The organism is Shewanella salipaludis (genome assembly GCF_012911865.1).
Taxonomy (GTDB): Bacteria; Pseudomonadota; Gammaproteobacteria; order Enterobacterales; family Shewanellaceae; genus Shewanella; species Shewanella salipaludis.
Genome location: NZ_JAAXYH010000001.1, coordinates 380462 through 395771, shown reverse-complemented (window position 1 = coordinate 395771; position 15310 = coordinate 380462). Strand labels below are relative to the sequence as shown.

The 15310-nt window shown below is 55.3% G+C and carries 11 protein-coding genes and 8 tRNA genes; 15 read left to right on the top strand and 4 right to left on the bottom strand.

The genetic code is table 11. From position 1 onward, the window contains the following. Positions 1-18: 18 nt before the first annotated feature. The gene (locus tag HC757_RS01675; protein WP_169562509.1) at positions 19-2205 is read right to left on the bottom strand and encodes an EAL domain-containing protein; all 2187 of its coding nucleotides are present in this window, start codon (positions 2203-2205) and stop codon (positions 19-21) included. Between the two features lie 196 nt (positions 2206-2401). After that, entirely contained in the window at positions 2402-2890 is a 489-nt protein-coding gene (locus tag HC757_RS01670) for a VC2046/SO_2500 family protein (RefSeq protein WP_169562508.1), read from the bottom strand. Positions 2891-3015: 125 nt separating this feature from the next. Between HC757_RS01670 and HC757_RS01665 the strand changes: the two genes are divergently transcribed. The 4 genes from HC757_RS01665 (at position 3016) to HC757_RS01650 (ending at position 4771) form a co-directional block, all read left to right on the top strand. Next, a tRNA-Tyr gene (locus HC757_RS01665) sits at positions 3016-3100 on the top strand. 41 nt (positions 3101-3141) lie between these two features. After that, positions 3142-3226: transfer RNA gene (locus HC757_RS01660), tRNA-Tyr, on the top strand. Between the two features lie 26 nt (positions 3227-3252). Then, positions 3253-3337, top strand: a tRNA-Tyr gene (locus HC757_RS01655). A 372-nt stretch (positions 3338-3709) separates the two neighbouring features. Then, positions 3710-4771 (top strand): PLP-dependent cysteine synthase family protein, encoded by a 1062-nt coding sequence (locus tag HC757_RS01650; RefSeq protein ID WP_169562507.1) that lies wholly within the window; start codon positions 3710-3712, stop codon positions 4769-4771. A 103-nt stretch (positions 4772-4874) separates the two neighbouring features. Here HC757_RS01650 and queE read toward each other — a convergent pair whose 3' ends face one another. Further along, on the bottom strand, positions 4875-5543 hold the full coding sequence (gene queE / locus HC757_RS01645; protein WP_169562506.1) for a 7-carboxy-7-deazaguanine synthase QueE: 669 nt from the start codon (positions 5541-5543) through the stop codon (positions 4875-4877). 188 nt (positions 5544-5731) lie between these two features. Here queE and queC point away from each other — a divergent pair, with 188 nt between their 5' ends. Both queC and rrtA read left to right on the top strand, forming a co-directional pair. Next, positions 5732-6412, top strand: coding sequence for a 7-cyano-7-deazaguanine synthase QueC (queC, locus tag HC757_RS01640; protein WP_169562505.1), 681 nt, complete (start codon positions 5732-5734; stop codon positions 6410-6412). Next, entirely contained in the window at positions 6409-7032 is a 624-nt protein-coding gene (gene rrtA, locus HC757_RS01635) for a rhombosortase (RefSeq protein WP_169562504.1), read from the top strand. Before queC ends, rrtA begins: the two co-directional genes overlap by 4 nt. A 52-nt stretch (positions 7033-7084) precedes the next feature. Here rrtA and uvrB read toward each other — a convergent pair whose 3' ends face one another. Next, the gene (uvrB, locus tag HC757_RS01630; protein WP_169562503.1) at positions 7085-9094 is read right to left on the bottom strand and encodes an excinuclease ABC subunit UvrB; all 2010 of its coding nucleotides are present in this window, start codon (positions 9092-9094) and stop codon (positions 7085-7087) included. Between the two features lie 919 nt (positions 9095-10013). Here uvrB and HC757_RS01625 point away from each other — a divergent pair. From HC757_RS01625 to rsxD, 9 genes are all read left to right on the top strand, one after another. Further along, positions 10014-10089: transfer RNA gene (locus HC757_RS01625), tRNA-Asn, on the top strand. A gap of 76 nt (positions 10090-10165) precedes the next feature. Continuing rightward, positions 10166-10241 (top strand) — tRNA-Asn (locus HC757_RS01620). 58 nt (positions 10242-10299) lie between these two features. Continuing rightward, positions 10300-10375: transfer RNA gene (locus tag HC757_RS01615), tRNA-Asn, on the top strand. Between the two features lie 35 nt (positions 10376-10410). Beyond that, positions 10411-10486 (top strand) — tRNA-Asn (locus HC757_RS01610). Positions 10487-10521: 35 nt separating this feature from the next. Then, positions 10522-10597 (top strand) — tRNA-Asn (locus HC757_RS01605). 253 nt (positions 10598-10850) lie between these two features. Beyond that, positions 10851-11429: an electron transport complex subunit RsxA gene (rsxA, locus tag HC757_RS01600; protein WP_169562502.1), complete on the top strand. Its 579-nt coding sequence runs from the start codon at positions 10851-10853 to the stop codon at positions 11427-11429. Beyond that, positions 11430-11999: an electron transport complex subunit RsxB gene (gene rsxB, locus HC757_RS01595; RefSeq protein WP_169562501.1), complete on the top strand. Its 570-nt coding sequence runs from the start codon at positions 11430-11432 to the stop codon at positions 11997-11999. Beyond that, positions 11993-14254: an electron transport complex subunit RsxC gene (gene rsxC / locus HC757_RS01590; protein WP_169562500.1), complete on the top strand. Its 2262-nt coding sequence runs from the start codon at positions 11993-11995 to the stop codon at positions 14252-14254. The genes rsxB and rsxC overlap by 7 nt, the downstream gene beginning before the upstream one ends. Before the next feature lie 3 nt (positions 14255-14257). Continuing rightward, entirely contained in the window at positions 14258-15310 is a 1053-nt protein-coding gene (rsxD, locus tag HC757_RS01585) for an electron transport complex subunit RsxD (protein WP_169562499.1), read from the top strand.

The following is a 15310-nucleotide window of genomic DNA, read 5'->3' as shown; positions in this document are numbered from 1 at the left end:
AATAGTTCTATCGGTAGCTCAGTGGGTCGTTGCCGCCAATCGGCTGTTGGACTGAAACAGGAACTGGGCAAACTCTGGCTCGCGCAGGGCCGGACTGTACAGGAAGCCCTGGGCATGGTGACAGAGGTTATCGGCCAGGAATTTCTCCTGCTCCAGGGTCTCCACCCCTTCTGCCGTCAGGGAAATATTCAGCGCCTTCGCCATGGCAATGATGGCACTGACGATTTCCCGGCTTTCCCTGCTGACACTCAGATCTGAGATAAATGACCTGTCTATCTTGAGCTTGCTGATGGGGAACTGCTTGAGATAGCGCATCGAGCTGTAGCCTGTGCCGAAATCGTCTATGGCCAGCCCTACCCCCAGCTCAGACAATTCCTGACATAAATTAGTGGCATACCTTATGTCTTCCATCAGCTCTGTCTCGGTGATCTCCAGGATCAGGCTCTGGGGCTTGAGACGATAACGATTCAGCAGCTGCCACACCTGTTCGTACAGGTTACCGCTGAAAAACTGCCTTGCCGATACATTCACATGCATGGCCATATCCACATTATGCCGCTGCCACTGATCCAGCTGACGACAGGCGGCCTCGAGCACCCAGGCGCCTATGGTATTGATCAAACCGGACTGTTCGGCGATGTCGATGAACACCCCGGGATAGAGCACTCCTCGCTTGGGATGATGCCAACGGATCAAGGCCTCTGCCCCTATATAGGCATGGGTCTTGAGATCCATCAGCGGCTGATAATACAACTCAAACTGCCGGCCGCGTATGGCCCAATGCAGATCTTTCTCTATCTGGGCATCTTCTTTAAACGCCCTGAAGAGATCGCTGTTGAAAATCTGAATCGCGCTGCTCTGCTTCTTCTTGGCGTATTGAATGGCGATATCGGCGCAACTCAAGGGCGCAAACAAGCCGACCACTGAGGCGATATCGACTATGGCGATGGCGGGTTTGGGGTCGACCTGCTCACGGCCTATGAGCATGGGCACCGACAGCTGCTGGTGCAGACGAGCCGAGAGGACATCCAGCTCCAGGGCACTTATGTCACTTGGCAACAAGAGGGCAAACTCGTCACTGCCCACCCTGGCGGTCTCACTGGCTTTATTGAGTTCGGCAAAATGCCGCAAACGGCGCGCTATCTCACACAGCAAGGTATCCCCTTGCTCATGACCATAGGTATCGTTGAAGCGTTTGAAGCCCATGAGATCCACCAAGATCAGTGAGCCTTGGGCACTGCGGTCCAGCACCCGATTGAAATGCGCCCTGTTATAGAGGCCGGTTAAACTGCAACGCCAGGCCAGACGTTCCAACTCAGCCTGATACCTGTGCTCGGCGCTGTTGTCGTTACTGGTGACCAGCAGATAATGGCTGCCTCTGTCGGTAATAAAAGGATTGGCGTTGAACTTGATCCAATAGCTGCTGCCGTCCTGACGGCTCAGCTGCACCTCACCCCTTGCCATTTCGCCGCGGTGAATTTGGGCCAGCGACTGCTCGGCCAACTCAGGATGTTGCTTAAAATACTCCAATTCATGTAAACGACACCCAAGGACACTGTCGGCCGGCACCCCGGTAATGTCACTGTAAGCGCGGTTGATGTATTCCACAGTTTCGGTATGCAGGTTGATCAGCATGGTCACCTGCGACGACTGCTCGGCGGCATTACGGAACAGGGTCAGACTCTCGTCTTTGTCATGGGCATGCTTGGTCGCCAAGGTCAGTGCCAGTTGGTCCGCGAGCTGACAGGCGAGATGAATTTCACCCTCGCTCCAACGCCGGCCGCCCCTGAGCCGCTCCAGACATAAGACACCTTCAAGATGGCCATTGATCCTTATCGCCACTTCCAGGCTGGATTGAATTCCCCTGGGTTTAAAATAACCCGCATACAACTCGCTCAATCTGCTGTCGGTACTGGTATCTAAGGCATCGATGAAACGATGGGATCTGAGTTCGGCCAGATACTCGGGGAAGTCGATGATGTGTGCAGGACGGCTGGTGTCGTGGGTCAAGAGGGTGCCATAGTGGGCCGCGAGGATCTGCATCTGTTGATCGTCTGAAAATGACCACACGGCCACATCAGTGACCTGCAGATGCTGACTCAGGAGCTCGGTGATAAGCTCTGCCGTTTTCAAGAAGTCCCCCTGCTGCTTGGCAACAGAGTTGACTACGAGCGTTAGTATTTGTTGCTGCTGATGTCGCTTCACACTCACCCCCAAAAAACTGCAGTCCTGGGTGCAGACTTCCCTAAACACAGTAACAAATTGATTAATTTGGAATAGTGCTTTATTTACCCGAAAGGTTCAGCAGAATACACCATAGATCAATAAGTACGCAATATAAGCAACACTGTCTTGCAGCCCGGAGGCTGCATTAACACTGGTACAAGCTGTGGCGCCGGGTTTACAGCAGGTTAACCCGCTGGCCCCACTGCCGCTGCATGGTCAGCAGCTCGGCAAGATCCACAGGCTTTGACGCCGGCATGCTGAGTGCTGCCTTATGCCGTAAGCGGGTCAGGTGACCACAGTTGTTGAGGGCATCATTCAGCCCGGCCTCCCTTTGACCACGTATCACCAGCGCCTCGGGCGTCAGTGCCTGTTGCAACTGAAATCCCTTGATGCCATCGGCGCCGAAGACCCTGGCATTATCCACCACGGGCTGCTCGGCAGACAGATCCGCGACCAGCACCTCGGCCGGCGGCAACTGGAAGCTGCGTTGCAGTTTCTGTTGCTGATCCAATTCGGCTTGCCAATGAAACTGCGCCATGTCCCTCGCATCGGTCGACAACAAGGCCAACAGCAGGCCGAACTCACCACGACGGTCGGATTCGACCGCTAAGTTGAGTCGGCTGCCTATTTGGGCTTCGTTGACTAAAGGGACATCAATTTGCATATAAAAACATCAGGAAAACAATTCGTTGTTAGTTAATCGACCAGTCGATACATAACTTTAGGATTATTTTCATATTCGCCCTTTACATACAAATCTTTTGTGACTACTATTGCCGCCGCAATTGAGGAGGGGTTCCCGAGTGGCCAAAGGGATCAGACTGTAAATCTGACGGCTCAGCCTTCGAAGGTTCGAATCCTTCTCCCTCCACCATTTGCGAAGAAAAAATATGTTGTGCGAATAAAGATATTCGTGGAGGGGTTCCCGAGTGGCCAAAGGGATCAGACTGTAAATCTGACGGCTCAGCCTTCGAAGGTTCGAATCCTTCTCCCTCCACCATCTTTACTCTCATCTCATATATCAGTGGAGGGGTTCCCGAGTGGCCAAAGGGATCAGACTGTAAATCTGACGGCTCAGCCTTCGAAGGTTCGAATCCTTCTCCCTCCACCATTTTCTCCCTCGCTCCATTCCAGGCGTCAACGCCAGAATCCTTGTCATTGACAAAATCCCAGTTATCGTCAAAATCCTAGTTATTGCCAAAATCTTAGTTATCGTCAGTGCCTGGTTATCAGTGCCGATATCAGTATCAATAGCAGTACCAGCATCCACATCCAGTCTTTGCCTATATCCCTTTTCTGTCTCTCAGTTCATTCCATAGCGCTCGCACTGCATCCAAGCTCAAACTCTCGCCATGCATCTCCCTGCAAGCAGATCTGCTCTCATTAACGCCAAAGATTGCGGCCCGCCGCCAGCTTTCGCTACCCTTACTCATGCTTTTTAATTATGATTTATCTCTTTAAGTTATATCTCAGCGGAGACAACATGATCGAGCCATGGGTAAATCAAGCCATAGCGAAAATTGACGCCGACTTTCAGCGCAGCGCAGATACCCACCTGATTAAGCTGGAGCTGCCCGCCTTGCAGGGCATAGATCTCTATCTCAAGGATGAGAGCACTCACCCGACCGGCAGCCTCAAGCACAGGTTGGCACGTTCACTCTTCCTCTACGCCTTGTGCAATGGTTGGATCAAGGAAGGCACGCCTATTATCGAGTCATCTTCCGGCAGCACGGCCATCTCCGAGGCCTATTTTGCCCGTCTGCTGGGCCTGCCCTTCATCGCCGTGATGCCCAACTCGACGGCCAAGAAGAAGATAGAGCAGATCAGCTTCTATGGCGGTCAATGCCATTTCGTCGAACACTCGAGTCAGATCTATGCCGAATCTGAACGCCTGGCCCGTGAACTGAATGGCCATTATATGGATCAGTTCACCTATGCCGAACGCGCCACCGACTGGCGCGGCAACAACAACATAGCCAATTCCATCTTCGATCAGATGTCGCATGAGCCTCATCCCATTCCCAGCTGGATAGTCATGAGTCCGGGCACCGGCGGTACCTCGGCCACCATAGGGCGTTACATTCGCTACCAGAGGCTCAACAGCCGGCTGTGCGTGGTCGATCCGCAAAACTCTGTGTTCTTCGACTATTACCACAACAGGGATGCGGGTATCACCTGCTGCAATGGCAGCAAGATCGAAGGCATAGGCAGACCCAGGGTCGAGCCGTCTTTCATTCCCGGTGTCGTAGATCATATGTTGAAAATTGCCGATACCGCTTCGATAGCCACCATTCAATGGCTGGAACAGCTGCTCGGCCGCAAGACAGGCGCCTCCACAGGCACTAACCTCTACGGCGCCCTGTTGTTGGCGGCCGAGATGCAGGCCAAGGGACAGACAGGCTCGATAGTGACACTGATCTGCGATTCGGGTGAGCGCTACCTGGATACCTATTACAATCCCCAGTGGATAGCGGAGCAGCTAGGGGATCTGGGTGAGTATCAGGCCAAACTGGCCGAATTCAGCCGCAGCGGCAAGTTAACCTAGGGGTTGCTCCATAAATACAGCGGCATAAGCCTAATAAAAAACGCCGAATGCAGGACATTCGGCGTTGCTTTTATCAGGCCAGTGAGGCTGGGCCATGGCAGGTTCAGTCTATGTCGAGATACTTATGGGTCTGGATCGACAGCCGCCAGTTACGGGCGATGCACACCCGCATCGCCAGTGCCGTGGCCCTGGGCTTTTGGCTGATGGGCTGCAGGCATATGGTCTTGTCACTCAGATCTATCGGCGCCAACAAGGCATCCAGCTCGTCCAGGTGTTTTTCGGTGGCAATCGGATGCTTGATCTCATTGGCGCGTTCCAAGGCCTGGGTCAGCACCTTATAGCCGCCTTTCATATTGATCTTGGGAGAAACTGTCACCCAGGTCTCGTCGGCGCAATGCACTTCGAAGGTGCCACTGGTTTCTATCTGGGTCTGGTAACCTGCCGCATGCAGCGCCCGGGTCAGGTCGACAAGATCGTACAGGCAGGGTTCGCCGCCGGTGATCACCAGGTGACGGGCAGTGAAGCCCTTGGCCCCGAATGCGGCGATCAGGCTCTGGGGGGTGTGCTCGGCCCAACGGCCTATGCTGCCATCGACCCGGATCACTTGCTCCGGGCTCACCTTGTTTGCCGGCAGCAGTTCCCAGGTTTGCTTGGTATCACACCAAGCACAGCCGACGGGACATCCCTGCAGACGTACGAATATCGCCGGCACCCCGGTAAAGACGCCTTCGCCTTGTATGGTCTCGAATACTTCATTTACCGGATATTTCATGGGTTACCTTCAACACCTTCAACTATTGCACTTCTATTGCACTTCAGTCATGCGCCTGCGCATTCGTGGGGCGGCATTTATAGAGGATTTTATCAGGTGCTGCAAGTTTTTACGCCCTTTCCCTCAGGTTTAAAAGCCCCCGCCTCTGGGTTACACTAGAGATCCTTATGATCCTGTGATGCAAAATTATGTCAAAAGCTGTCGTTGTGTTTAGTGGTGGTCAGGATTCGACCACTTGTTTGATCCAGGCCCTTGGCCAGTATGATGAAGTCCATGCCATCACCTTCGACTATGGTCAGCGTCATAGTCAGGAGATCCAGGTCGCCAAGGACCTGGCCGCAGAACTGAAGATCAAGAGTCATAAAGTCATGGATGTCAGCCTGCTCAACGAGCTGGCGATCTCGGCATTGACCCGGGATGCCATTCCCGTGTCCCATGAGCTGATGGACAACGGCCTGCCGAACACCTTCGTCCCTGGCCGCAATATTCTCTTCCTCACCCTCGCAGGTATCTATGCCTATCAGCTCGGCGCCGATGCCATCATCACTGGGGTGTGTGAGACAGATTTCTCGGGTTATCCCGATTGCCGTAATGACTTCGTCAAGGCGATGGAATCGGCTCTGGTCCAGGGCATGGACAGAAAGCTTGAGATAGTCACCCCGCTGATGTGGCTCAACAAGGCCCAGACCTGGGCCTTGGCCGACAAGTATCAGCAACTGGAATTGGTTCGCAACCGGACGCTGACCTGTTACAACGGCGTCATTGGCGATGGCTGCGGCGATTGCCCCGCCTGCCTGCTCAGGCGACGTGGATTGGAAGACTATCTGCAGGATGCCCAGGCGGTGATGGCCTCGTTGGCACGCCAATGAAGGCTTTGTCCCGGCACCTGAACAGCCCCTATATGGCGGCCATCTTGCTGAGCCTGGTATGCCTGGGGCTGTATCTTGCCGGACTCCATTTCACCGGCTTGGATGCCGGGCTTGCCTACCGCAGATCCGAGATAGCCCAGGGCCAGTGGTGGCGACTCATCAGCGGTAATTTACTGCACACCAATCATTGGCACCTGCTGATGAACCTGGCCGGCCTGTGGGTGCTGCTCTTGCTGCACCATTTCCATTACCGGCTCAACGGCTTGCTCTGTCTGCTCGCCAGTCTCTGTCTGCTCGAAGGCCTGGGGTTATACCTCTTCTACCCAGGCCTGCTGGCCTATGTTGGCCTCAGCGGCATGCTTCATGGGCTGTTCGCCTATGGCGCCATCCAGGACATACGCACGGGCACCAAGTCGGGTTACCTGCTATTGCTCGGGGTGATAATAAAGGTCGCGAATGAGCAATTGTTCGGTGCCCCCGCCGACGTCAGCGCCATGATAGGCGCCAGGGTCGCGACCGAGTCGCACCTTGTCGGCCTGGTGTGCGGTCTAGGCTGTGGCGCCTTGGTCCTGGTCTATGGCCGCTGCAGAGCCGCTGCCATCATAAAAAAAACCGTCTGAGCGCTTAGCGCTCAGACGGTGTTCATCGCAAGTTAAAAGGGCCTGAGCCACATCAGGCCTTCATCAGCAGCTCACTCAAGTGTTTCACCTCATCGCGCAGCGCCGCCGCCTGCTCGAACTCCAGGTTGCGGGCATGCTCGTGCATCTGCTGCTCGAGCTTATCTATCCTATGGCTCAGATCGCCTATATCCAGTACCTGGTAGCTGGCCTGAGACTCTGCGACTCTGCCGTAGGGCTGGCGTTTGCCCTGCTTGCTATCGCCGAGATCCATCACATCCGTGATACGTTTCACCACGCCCTTGGGTACTATGCCATGCTCCAGGTTATACTGCCGCTGCTTCTCTCGGCGGCGTTCGGTTTCGCCCATGGCTTTGGCCATGGAGTTGGTTATCCTGTCGGCATATAGGATCACCTTACCGTTCACGTTACGGGCGGCACGCCCTATGGTCTGGATGAGTGAACGCTCGGAACGCAGGAAACCTTCCTTATCCGCATCCAGGATGCACACCAGGGAGACTTCGGGCATGTCCAGCCCTTCCCTGAGCAGGTTGATGCCGACCAGCACATCGAATACCCCAAGACGCAGATCGCGGATGATCTCGACCCGCTCGACCGTGTCTATGTCCGAATGCAGATAGCGCACCTTGACCCCATGCTCATCCAGATATTCGGTCAAGTCCTCCGACATGCGTTTGGTGAGCGTGGTGACCAGGACGCGTTCGTTGACCGCCACCCGCTTGGCAATTTCCGACAGCAGATCATCCACCTGAATGGCGACCGGACGCACTTCCAGCTCGGGATCCAACAGCCCGGTCGGTCGCACCACCTGCTCCGCCACTTCACCGCCACTCTTGTCCAGCTCGTATTGGCTGGGGGTGGCAGACACGAAGATGGTCTGGGGCATCAACTGCTCAAACTCCTCAAATTTCAGCGGCCGGTTATCCAGGGCCGACGGTAGGCGGAAACCGTATTCCACCAGGGTGGTCTTGCGGGATCTGTCGCCCTTATACATGGCGCCTATCTGCGGCACTGTCACATGGGACTCGTCGATGATCAACAAGCCATCGGCCGGCAAATAGTCCAGCAGGGTCGGTGGCCCCTCGCCGGCGGCGCGACCGGACAGATAGCGGGAATAGTTTTCTATGCCTGAGCAATAGCCGAGCTCGACCATCATCTCGAGATCGTATTGCACCCGCTCGCTGAGGCGCTGCTCCTCGACCAGCTTATGCAGCTCCAGCAGTTGCTGTTTGCGCTCACGCAGCTCGACCTTGATATGCTCCGTCGCCTCGAGGATCTTCTCTCTCGGGGTCACATAATGGGTCTTGGGATACACAGTGGTGCGGGCGATGCGTTTGTTGATATGTCCTGTGAGGGGATCGAACTCGCTCAGGCGCTCAATTTCATCGTCGAACAACTCGACTCTAATAGCGTCCCGCTCGGAATCCGCGGGGAAAATGTCTATCACCTCGCCGCGCACCCTGAAAGTACCACGCTGCAATTCCATGTCGTTGCGGCTGTACTGCAGTTCGCTCAGACGCTTGAGAATGTCGCGCTGGCCCATGGTATCGCCCTGGCGCAGATGCAGTAGCATCTTGAGGTAAGAGTCGGGATCGCCCAGGCCATAGATGGCGGATACCGAGGCGATCAAGACGACGTCTTTGCGCTCCAGCAATGCCTTGGTCGCCGACAGCCGCATCTGTTCTATGTGGGCGTTGACCGAGGCATCCTTCTCTATGAAGGTGTTGGAGGCCGGCACATAGGCCTCGGGTTGGTAGTAGTCGTAATAAGAGACAAAATACTCCACCGCATTATGGGGGAAGAACTCTTTCATCTCCCCATAGAGCTGTGCCGCCAATGTCTTGTTGGGGGCCATGATGATCGTTGGCCGGCCAAGCGTCTGAATGACATTGGCTACTGTGAAGGTCTTTCCCGAACCGGTAACGCCGAGCAGGGTCTGGCTCGCCAATCCTGACTCCAGGCCTTCGACCAGCTGTTTGATCGCCGCGGGTTGATCACCGGCGGGGGCAAATTGGGATTCGAGTTGGAATACTGATGCTGACACTCAAGCTTATCCTTTATATGACTTATGTTGAAACATGGGGCCTAGCCTATTCTGCCATGCTTGCCCTGGCACTGGAATGCCGAGCCGCGCATGTCAAACCCTACTGCAACTTGAGCCCATGATACCTTAATCCGGCCCTTGGCGATAAGTCCCCAGGCAATAGGTGGGCAATTGCCGGCCAGAGTTGCCCTAAGCGCCTGTCCTATGCTCCAGCGCGCCACAATGAAACTTTGCCACAGAAAGCGACAAACAGGATAAAGGTGCGTAAATCCCCCGCAAAACCATTGAAAATGCCAAATTAATACACAAGAGACTCAGCGCCAGGGTTACCATTTTGCAACCAGGATAACTTTGTTAGATGCGTCCTGGGCTTGAATTTTATCTATTTGTATTTACTTACTTTTATTTTAGACCCTCAAAATGGTGCAAATTAACTCCGGCGCCCTCCCGGCAAGGGTTTGCCGGCCGAAATTCGCCTTAACCCACAGGCTTATCCACAGATTTAGTGGATAAGTCGACACAAGCCAGAAACCACGCGGGTTAGCGGTCGGCGCCGTTCCGACTCCGGCCTCGACCTGGCTTTGGTAAGTTTATTACATTTGAAAGTCGCCGCCCTTGGCCCTTTATGCCCGCTATTTATGCTCCCTATTTATACCCCCTATTCGTGTCCTCTATTGCGCCGTCCGTGACAGGGCGAACGCCATCCCAGGCCGCAGTCGCCTGAATTTACTGGAAGAAATAATCCACGCCACAGCGTCATTTCCCTGATTTGCAGGGCAAAATGCCGCTTTCTGCAGCACCATGCACATTAGATGAGCACTTAACACTATAATTACACTTTTTTTTATAACTCGAGTTGACTCGTCTGAGCGGGCGTTTTACTATGCGCTCCGTTCTCAACGACAGGTTGCGAAACGATTCCCCAGTAGTTCAGTCGGTAGAACGGCGGACTGTTAATCCGTATGTCACTGGTTCAAGTCCAGTCTGGGGAGCCAATTTATTACATTGCTTAATATAATCAATGAAATAAACGCAAAACTGTATTAAGAACATTGAATGTTAATTGTGTATTCCCCAGTAGTTCAGTCGGTAGAACGGCGGACTGTTAATCCGTATGTCACTGGTTCAAGTCCAGTCTGGGGAGCCACACAAATTAATACTCAACTTTGTTTGTGACATGAATGAGTTCAGGTCAAAAAATTAATTCCCCAGTAGTTCAGTCGGTAGAACGGCGGACTGTTAATCCGTATGTCACTGGTTCAAGTCCAGTCTGGGGAGCCAATTTTTAACAAGCAAAACAGCAGCAATATCTCTATTCCCCAGTAGTTCAGTCGGTAGAACGGCGGACTGTTAATCCGTATGTCACTGGTTCAAGTCCAGTCTGGGGAGCCAATTTTTAACAAGCAACACCTCAGCAAGATCCCTACTCCCCAGTAGTTCAGTCGGTAGAACGGCGGACTGTTAATCCGTATGTCACTGGTTCAAGTCCAGTCTGGGGAGCCAATTTATCGAACCATACCCACACCCGTTTGCTTCCCTATTTCCCAAGCCATGGCCCAGGCCACCTCAACGCCACTGCGCCATCTCCCAGCCTATTGGTCCTATAACCCTGCCCCCGGCTCCTCTCCCCTGAGTCTTGGTCTCTGGGCCATAGCTGCAATTTGCGCCAAAGATAGTTAACCCTGCATTCTATATGTTGTTTATGGCGTCGGAAAAGCCGATAATACCGCTAAGATCGGATTAGAAAAGTATCGGGATGAGTGAATATCTCCTGTTGTTGATAGGTACCGTGCTGGTTAACAACTTCGTATTAGTAAAATTCCTTGGGTTATGCCCCTTCATGGGCGTGTCGAGCAAGCTGGAGTCTGCCATTGGCATGTCCATGGCGACGACCTTCGTGCTGACCCTGGCCTCAATTCTCAGTTATTTAGTCAATGAATATCTGTTGCAACCTTTCGGTCTCAGTTATCTGCGCACCATGAGCTTCATCCTGGTGATCGCCGTAGTAGTGCAGTTCACCGAGATGGTGGTGCAAAAAACCAGTGCCTCGCTGCACCGCGCCCTGGGGATCTACCTGCCGTTGATCACCACCAATTGTGCCGTGTTGGGGGTCGCCTTGCTCAATGTCAATGAAAAGCATGACTTCATCCAGTCGGCCGTCTATGGTTTCGGTGCTGCCGTCGGTTTTTCATTGGTATTAATTCTGTTTTCCGCCATGCGTGAGCGTCTGGCGGCGGCTGACGTACCGCTTCCTTTCAGAGGGGGCGCCATCGCCATGATCACCGCCGGCCTGATGTCACTGGCCTTCATGGGCTTCACCGGATTGGTGAAGTAGATGTCCGAGATGTTTATCGCCGTTAGTCTGTTGACCCTGCTTGCGCTGGTGTTTGGGATTTTACTGGGTTTTGCCGCCCAAAAGTTTAAAGTCGAAGGCAATCCCATTGTCGATCAAATAGATACTCTGTTACCTCAGACCCAATGTGGTCAGTGTGGCTACCCTGGCTGCAGGCCCTATGCCGAAGCCATAGCCAATGGTGACAAGATCAACAAATGCCCGCCCGGCGGCACTGCCACCATGGAAAAACTCGCCGAACTCATGGGCGTCGATCCCGAACCTTTGAATGCCAGCGCCGAGACACAGGTCAAGAAAGTCGCCTATATACGCGAAGATGAGTGTATCGGCTGTACCAAGTGTATTCAGGCCTGCCCTGTCGATGCCATCATAGGTGCCGGCAAACTGATGCACACAGTGCTGACCTCAGACTGTACGGGTTGCGACTTATGTGTCGAACCCTGCCCGGTCGACTGTATCGACATGATCCCCGTGACACCTAATCTCAAGAACTGGAACTGGCAGCTCAACGCCATTCCGGTCACGCTGTTGGATGAGGAAAAGCCGTGCTGACCTTATTAGATCAACTCGACCAGGGTACCCTTTGGCGCTCACCCGGTGGCATACATCCACCGCAAGAAAAATCCCTCTCCAACACCACAGCCATCGCCAGGCTCGCCTTGGCGCAGCAATATCTGGTGCCCGTGCCTCAGGTCGGCGAGAGTTGCACCCTGAGCGTCAAGGTCGGCGACAGGGTACTCAAGGGCACGCCCCTGACCCAAGGCACCAGCCTGCAGCACTTGCCGGTACACGCCCCGACGTCGGGCACCGTCATCGCCATAGAGCCGCGCCCGAGCAATCATGCCTCGGCCCTGCCGGTCAATACCTGCGTCATAGCGGCCGACGGCCAGGATAGCTGGTGTCCCCTGCAGCCGAGTGATCCGGCCGAACTTAGCCAACAGCAGATACTCGATAAGGTGCGCTCCGCCGGCATAGCGGGTCTGGGTGGCGCGGCATTTCCGAGTCATATAAAGCTCAACCCCGTCAGTGAGATAGAGTTGGTCATCATCAATGGTGTCGAGTGTGAACCCTATATCACCTCGGACGACAGGCTGATGCGTGAGCATAGCGATGACATCCTCGCCGGCATCGCCATCATTCACAAGCTGGTGCAGCCGCAGCGGATAGTGATCGCCATAGAAGACAACAAGCCCGAAGCCGCCGAGGCCATGACCCAGGCAATTGGCCGCAGTCAATTACCGGTCGGCAGTACCAGGGTCACTGTCATTCCGACCAAATACCCTTCCGGCGGCGAGAAACAACTGATCCAAATCATCACGGGCAAGGAAGTGCCCGCCGGTGCCATCCCGGCGCAACTCGGGGTCCTGGTGCATAACGTCGGCACTGCCTATGCGATTCAGGCGGCGGTGCTGCAAGGTCAACCTCTGGTCGAGCGGGTGGTGACTGTGACGGGTCAGAGTATTGGCCGGCCGGGGAACTACTGGGTGCCTATTGGCACGCCTGTGACACATCTGCTCGAGGCCAGCGGCTCCACGGCTTTTGCGGGACAGAAGATTATCGTCGGCGGTCCCATGATGGGCCATGCCTTGCCGCAGACGCAAGTGCCCGTCCTCAAGGGAACCAACTGTATCCTGGCACCGGGTGCCGCGGAACTGGCCACTGAGGTCGAAGAGAAGGCCTGCATCCGCTGCGGCGAATGCGCCCAAGCCTGCCCGGCACAGCTGCTGCCCCAGCAATTGTTCTGGCATGCCAAGGCGGAAGAATATGATAAGGCGGCCGGCTTTAACCTCAAGGACTGCATCGAATGCGGTTGCTGCAGCTATGTCTGCCCGAGTGACATTCCCCTGGTGGAATATTATCGGGTAGCCAAGTCGGCATTGCGCCAAGCGGCGGAAGATAAATTGCAGGCCGAGCGCGCCAAGCAGAGATTCGAAGCCAGATTGCAGCGACTCGAAGAAGAAAAACTCGCCCGCGAGGCCAAGGCTAAGGAAGCCGCCGAACGCCGTAAGGCCAGCATGAGCCCCAAGGACAAAGACGCAGTCGCCGCCGCCATGGCCCGCATTCAGGCCAAGAAGGCTGCCACAGAAACTGCGGCTGTTAGCCCGGATGCCCAGGCCACAGAAGCGGCCGGCGGCAATAAATCCGCCGCAGTCGCCGCCGCAGTCGCCCGCGCCAAGGCCAAGAAGGCCCAACAAGCCCAGACGGATAGCCCGGCCGCAGTACGGACAGAAGTGCAAACCGAAGTGCAGACAGAAGTGCAACCTGCCGCAGCCGACGACAAACAAGCCAAAATCGCCGCCGCAGTCGCCCGCGCCAAGGCCAAGAAGGCTCAACAAGCCCAGGCGGATAGCCCGGCCGCAGTGCAAACTGAAGTGCAGGCAGAAGTGCAGACGAGAGTGCAGACAGAAGTGCAACCGGCCGCAGCCGACGACAAACAAGCCAAAATCGCTGCCGCAGTCGCCCGCGCCAAGGCCAAGAAGGCTCAACAAGCCCAGGCGGACAACCCGGCCGCAGTGCAAATAGAAGCACCAACAGAAGTGCAGACGAGAGTGCAGACCGAAGTGCAACCGGCCGCGGCCGACGACAAACAAGCCAGGATCGCCGCCGCCGTTGCCCGCGCCAAGGCCAAGAAGGCCCAACAAGCCCAGACGGACAACCCGGCCGCAATGCGTACAGAAGTGCAAAACGAAGTGCAGACAGAAGTGCAACCGGCCGCAGCCGACGACAAACAAGCCAGAATCGCCGCCGCCGTTGCCAAGGCGAAAGCCAAGAAAGCCGCCTCGGCAGCAAAGCAAGATAAGGAATAATAGATGGCGTTCAAAATAGCCTCATCCCCCCATGTCAGCCGCAACCTGCATACGGCGACCGTGATGCAGAGAGTGATCTTATGCCTGCTGCCCGGCTTGGTGGTCCAATGCGTATTTTTCGGCTGGGGAACCCTTATCCAAGTGATGCTGGCGATTGCCGTTGCCCTCGGCAGCGAAGCGGCCGTCATGAAGTTGAGACGCAGGAATCCTGCCGCGGCCCTGGGTGATAACAGTGCCATGTTGACCGCTGTCTTGCTCGGGGTCGCCATCCCCCCCCTGGCGCCTTGGTGGCTGATAGTCATAGGCACAGTGTTCGCTATCGTGATTGTCAAACAGCTGTATGGCGGCCTGGGACATAATCTGTTCAATCCGGCGATGGCCGCCTATGTCCTCTTGCTCATTTCCTACCCGGTGCAGATGACCAGCTGGGTCGCACCCAGCACTGTGGCACAACAGGCCCCGGATCTGCTGGCGAGCCTGCAGGCCATCTTCGGCAGCCTGGCAAGCAGCGAACTCAAGCTCTATAGCCTGGGCATAGACGGCGTATCCATGGCGACGCCACTGGATACCTTGAAGACAGATCTCGCCTTGGGCCTGACCAGCAGTGAAAGCCTGAGTAAGCCCATATTCGATGGCAGCACGGGTGTCGGTTGGTTCTGGGTCAATCTGGCCTATCTGGCGGGCGGCTTGGTTTTGCTCAAGCTCAAGGCGATCCGCTGGCAGATCAGCACGGGAATATTGGTGGCGCTGTTTGTCTGCGCCAGCGTCGGCTGGATGCTCGGGCCGGATAACCACGCCAGCCCACTGCTGCACCTGTTTTCCGGCGCCACCATGCTGGCGGCATTTTTCATCGCCACAGATCCCGTCACCGCGGCGACCAGCAATCGCGGCCGCTTCCTCTTTGGCGCCCTGATTGGCATGCTGGTGTATTTCATCCGTACCTTCGGCGGTTACCCGGATGCCTTCGCCTTCGCCGTCTTACTGGCGAATCTGTGTGCCCCCTTTATCGATTATTATGTTCGTCCCAGGACTTATGGCCACAGGGCCGGCAGCTAG

What these genes read in the sequence shown, in the direction of transcription:
- HC757_RS01670 (WP_169562508.1), bottom strand. Translation starts at nt 2,890, where the DNA reads ATGCAAATTGATGTCCCTTTAGTCAACGAAGCCCAAATAGGCAGCCGA.
- HC757_RS01650 (WP_169562507.1), top strand. Translation starts at nt 3,710, where the DNA reads ATGATCGAGCCATGGGTAAATCAAGCCATAGCGAAAATTGACGCCGAC.
- rsxB (WP_169562501.1), top strand. Translation starts at nt 11,430, where the DNA reads ATGTCCGAGATGTTTATCGCCGTTAGTCTGTTGACCCTGCTTGCGCTG.
- queE (WP_169562506.1), bottom strand. Translation starts at nt 5,543, where the DNA reads ATGAAATATCCGGTAAATGAAGTATTCGAGACCATACAAGGCGAAGGC.
- rrtA (WP_169562504.1), top strand. Translation starts at nt 6,409, where the DNA reads ATGAAGGCTTTGTCCCGGCACCTGAACAGCCCCTATATGGCGGCCATC.
- rsxD (WP_169562499.1), top strand. Translation starts at nt 14,258, where the DNA reads ATGGCGTTCAAAATAGCCTCATCCCCCCATGTCAGCCGCAACCTGCAT.
- rsxA (WP_169562502.1), top strand. Translation starts at nt 10,851, where the DNA reads ATGAGTGAATATCTCCTGTTGTTGATAGGTACCGTGCTGGTTAACAAC.
- queC (WP_169562505.1), top strand. Translation starts at nt 5,732, where the DNA reads ATGTCAAAAGCTGTCGTTGTGTTTAGTGGTGGTCAGGATTCGACCACT.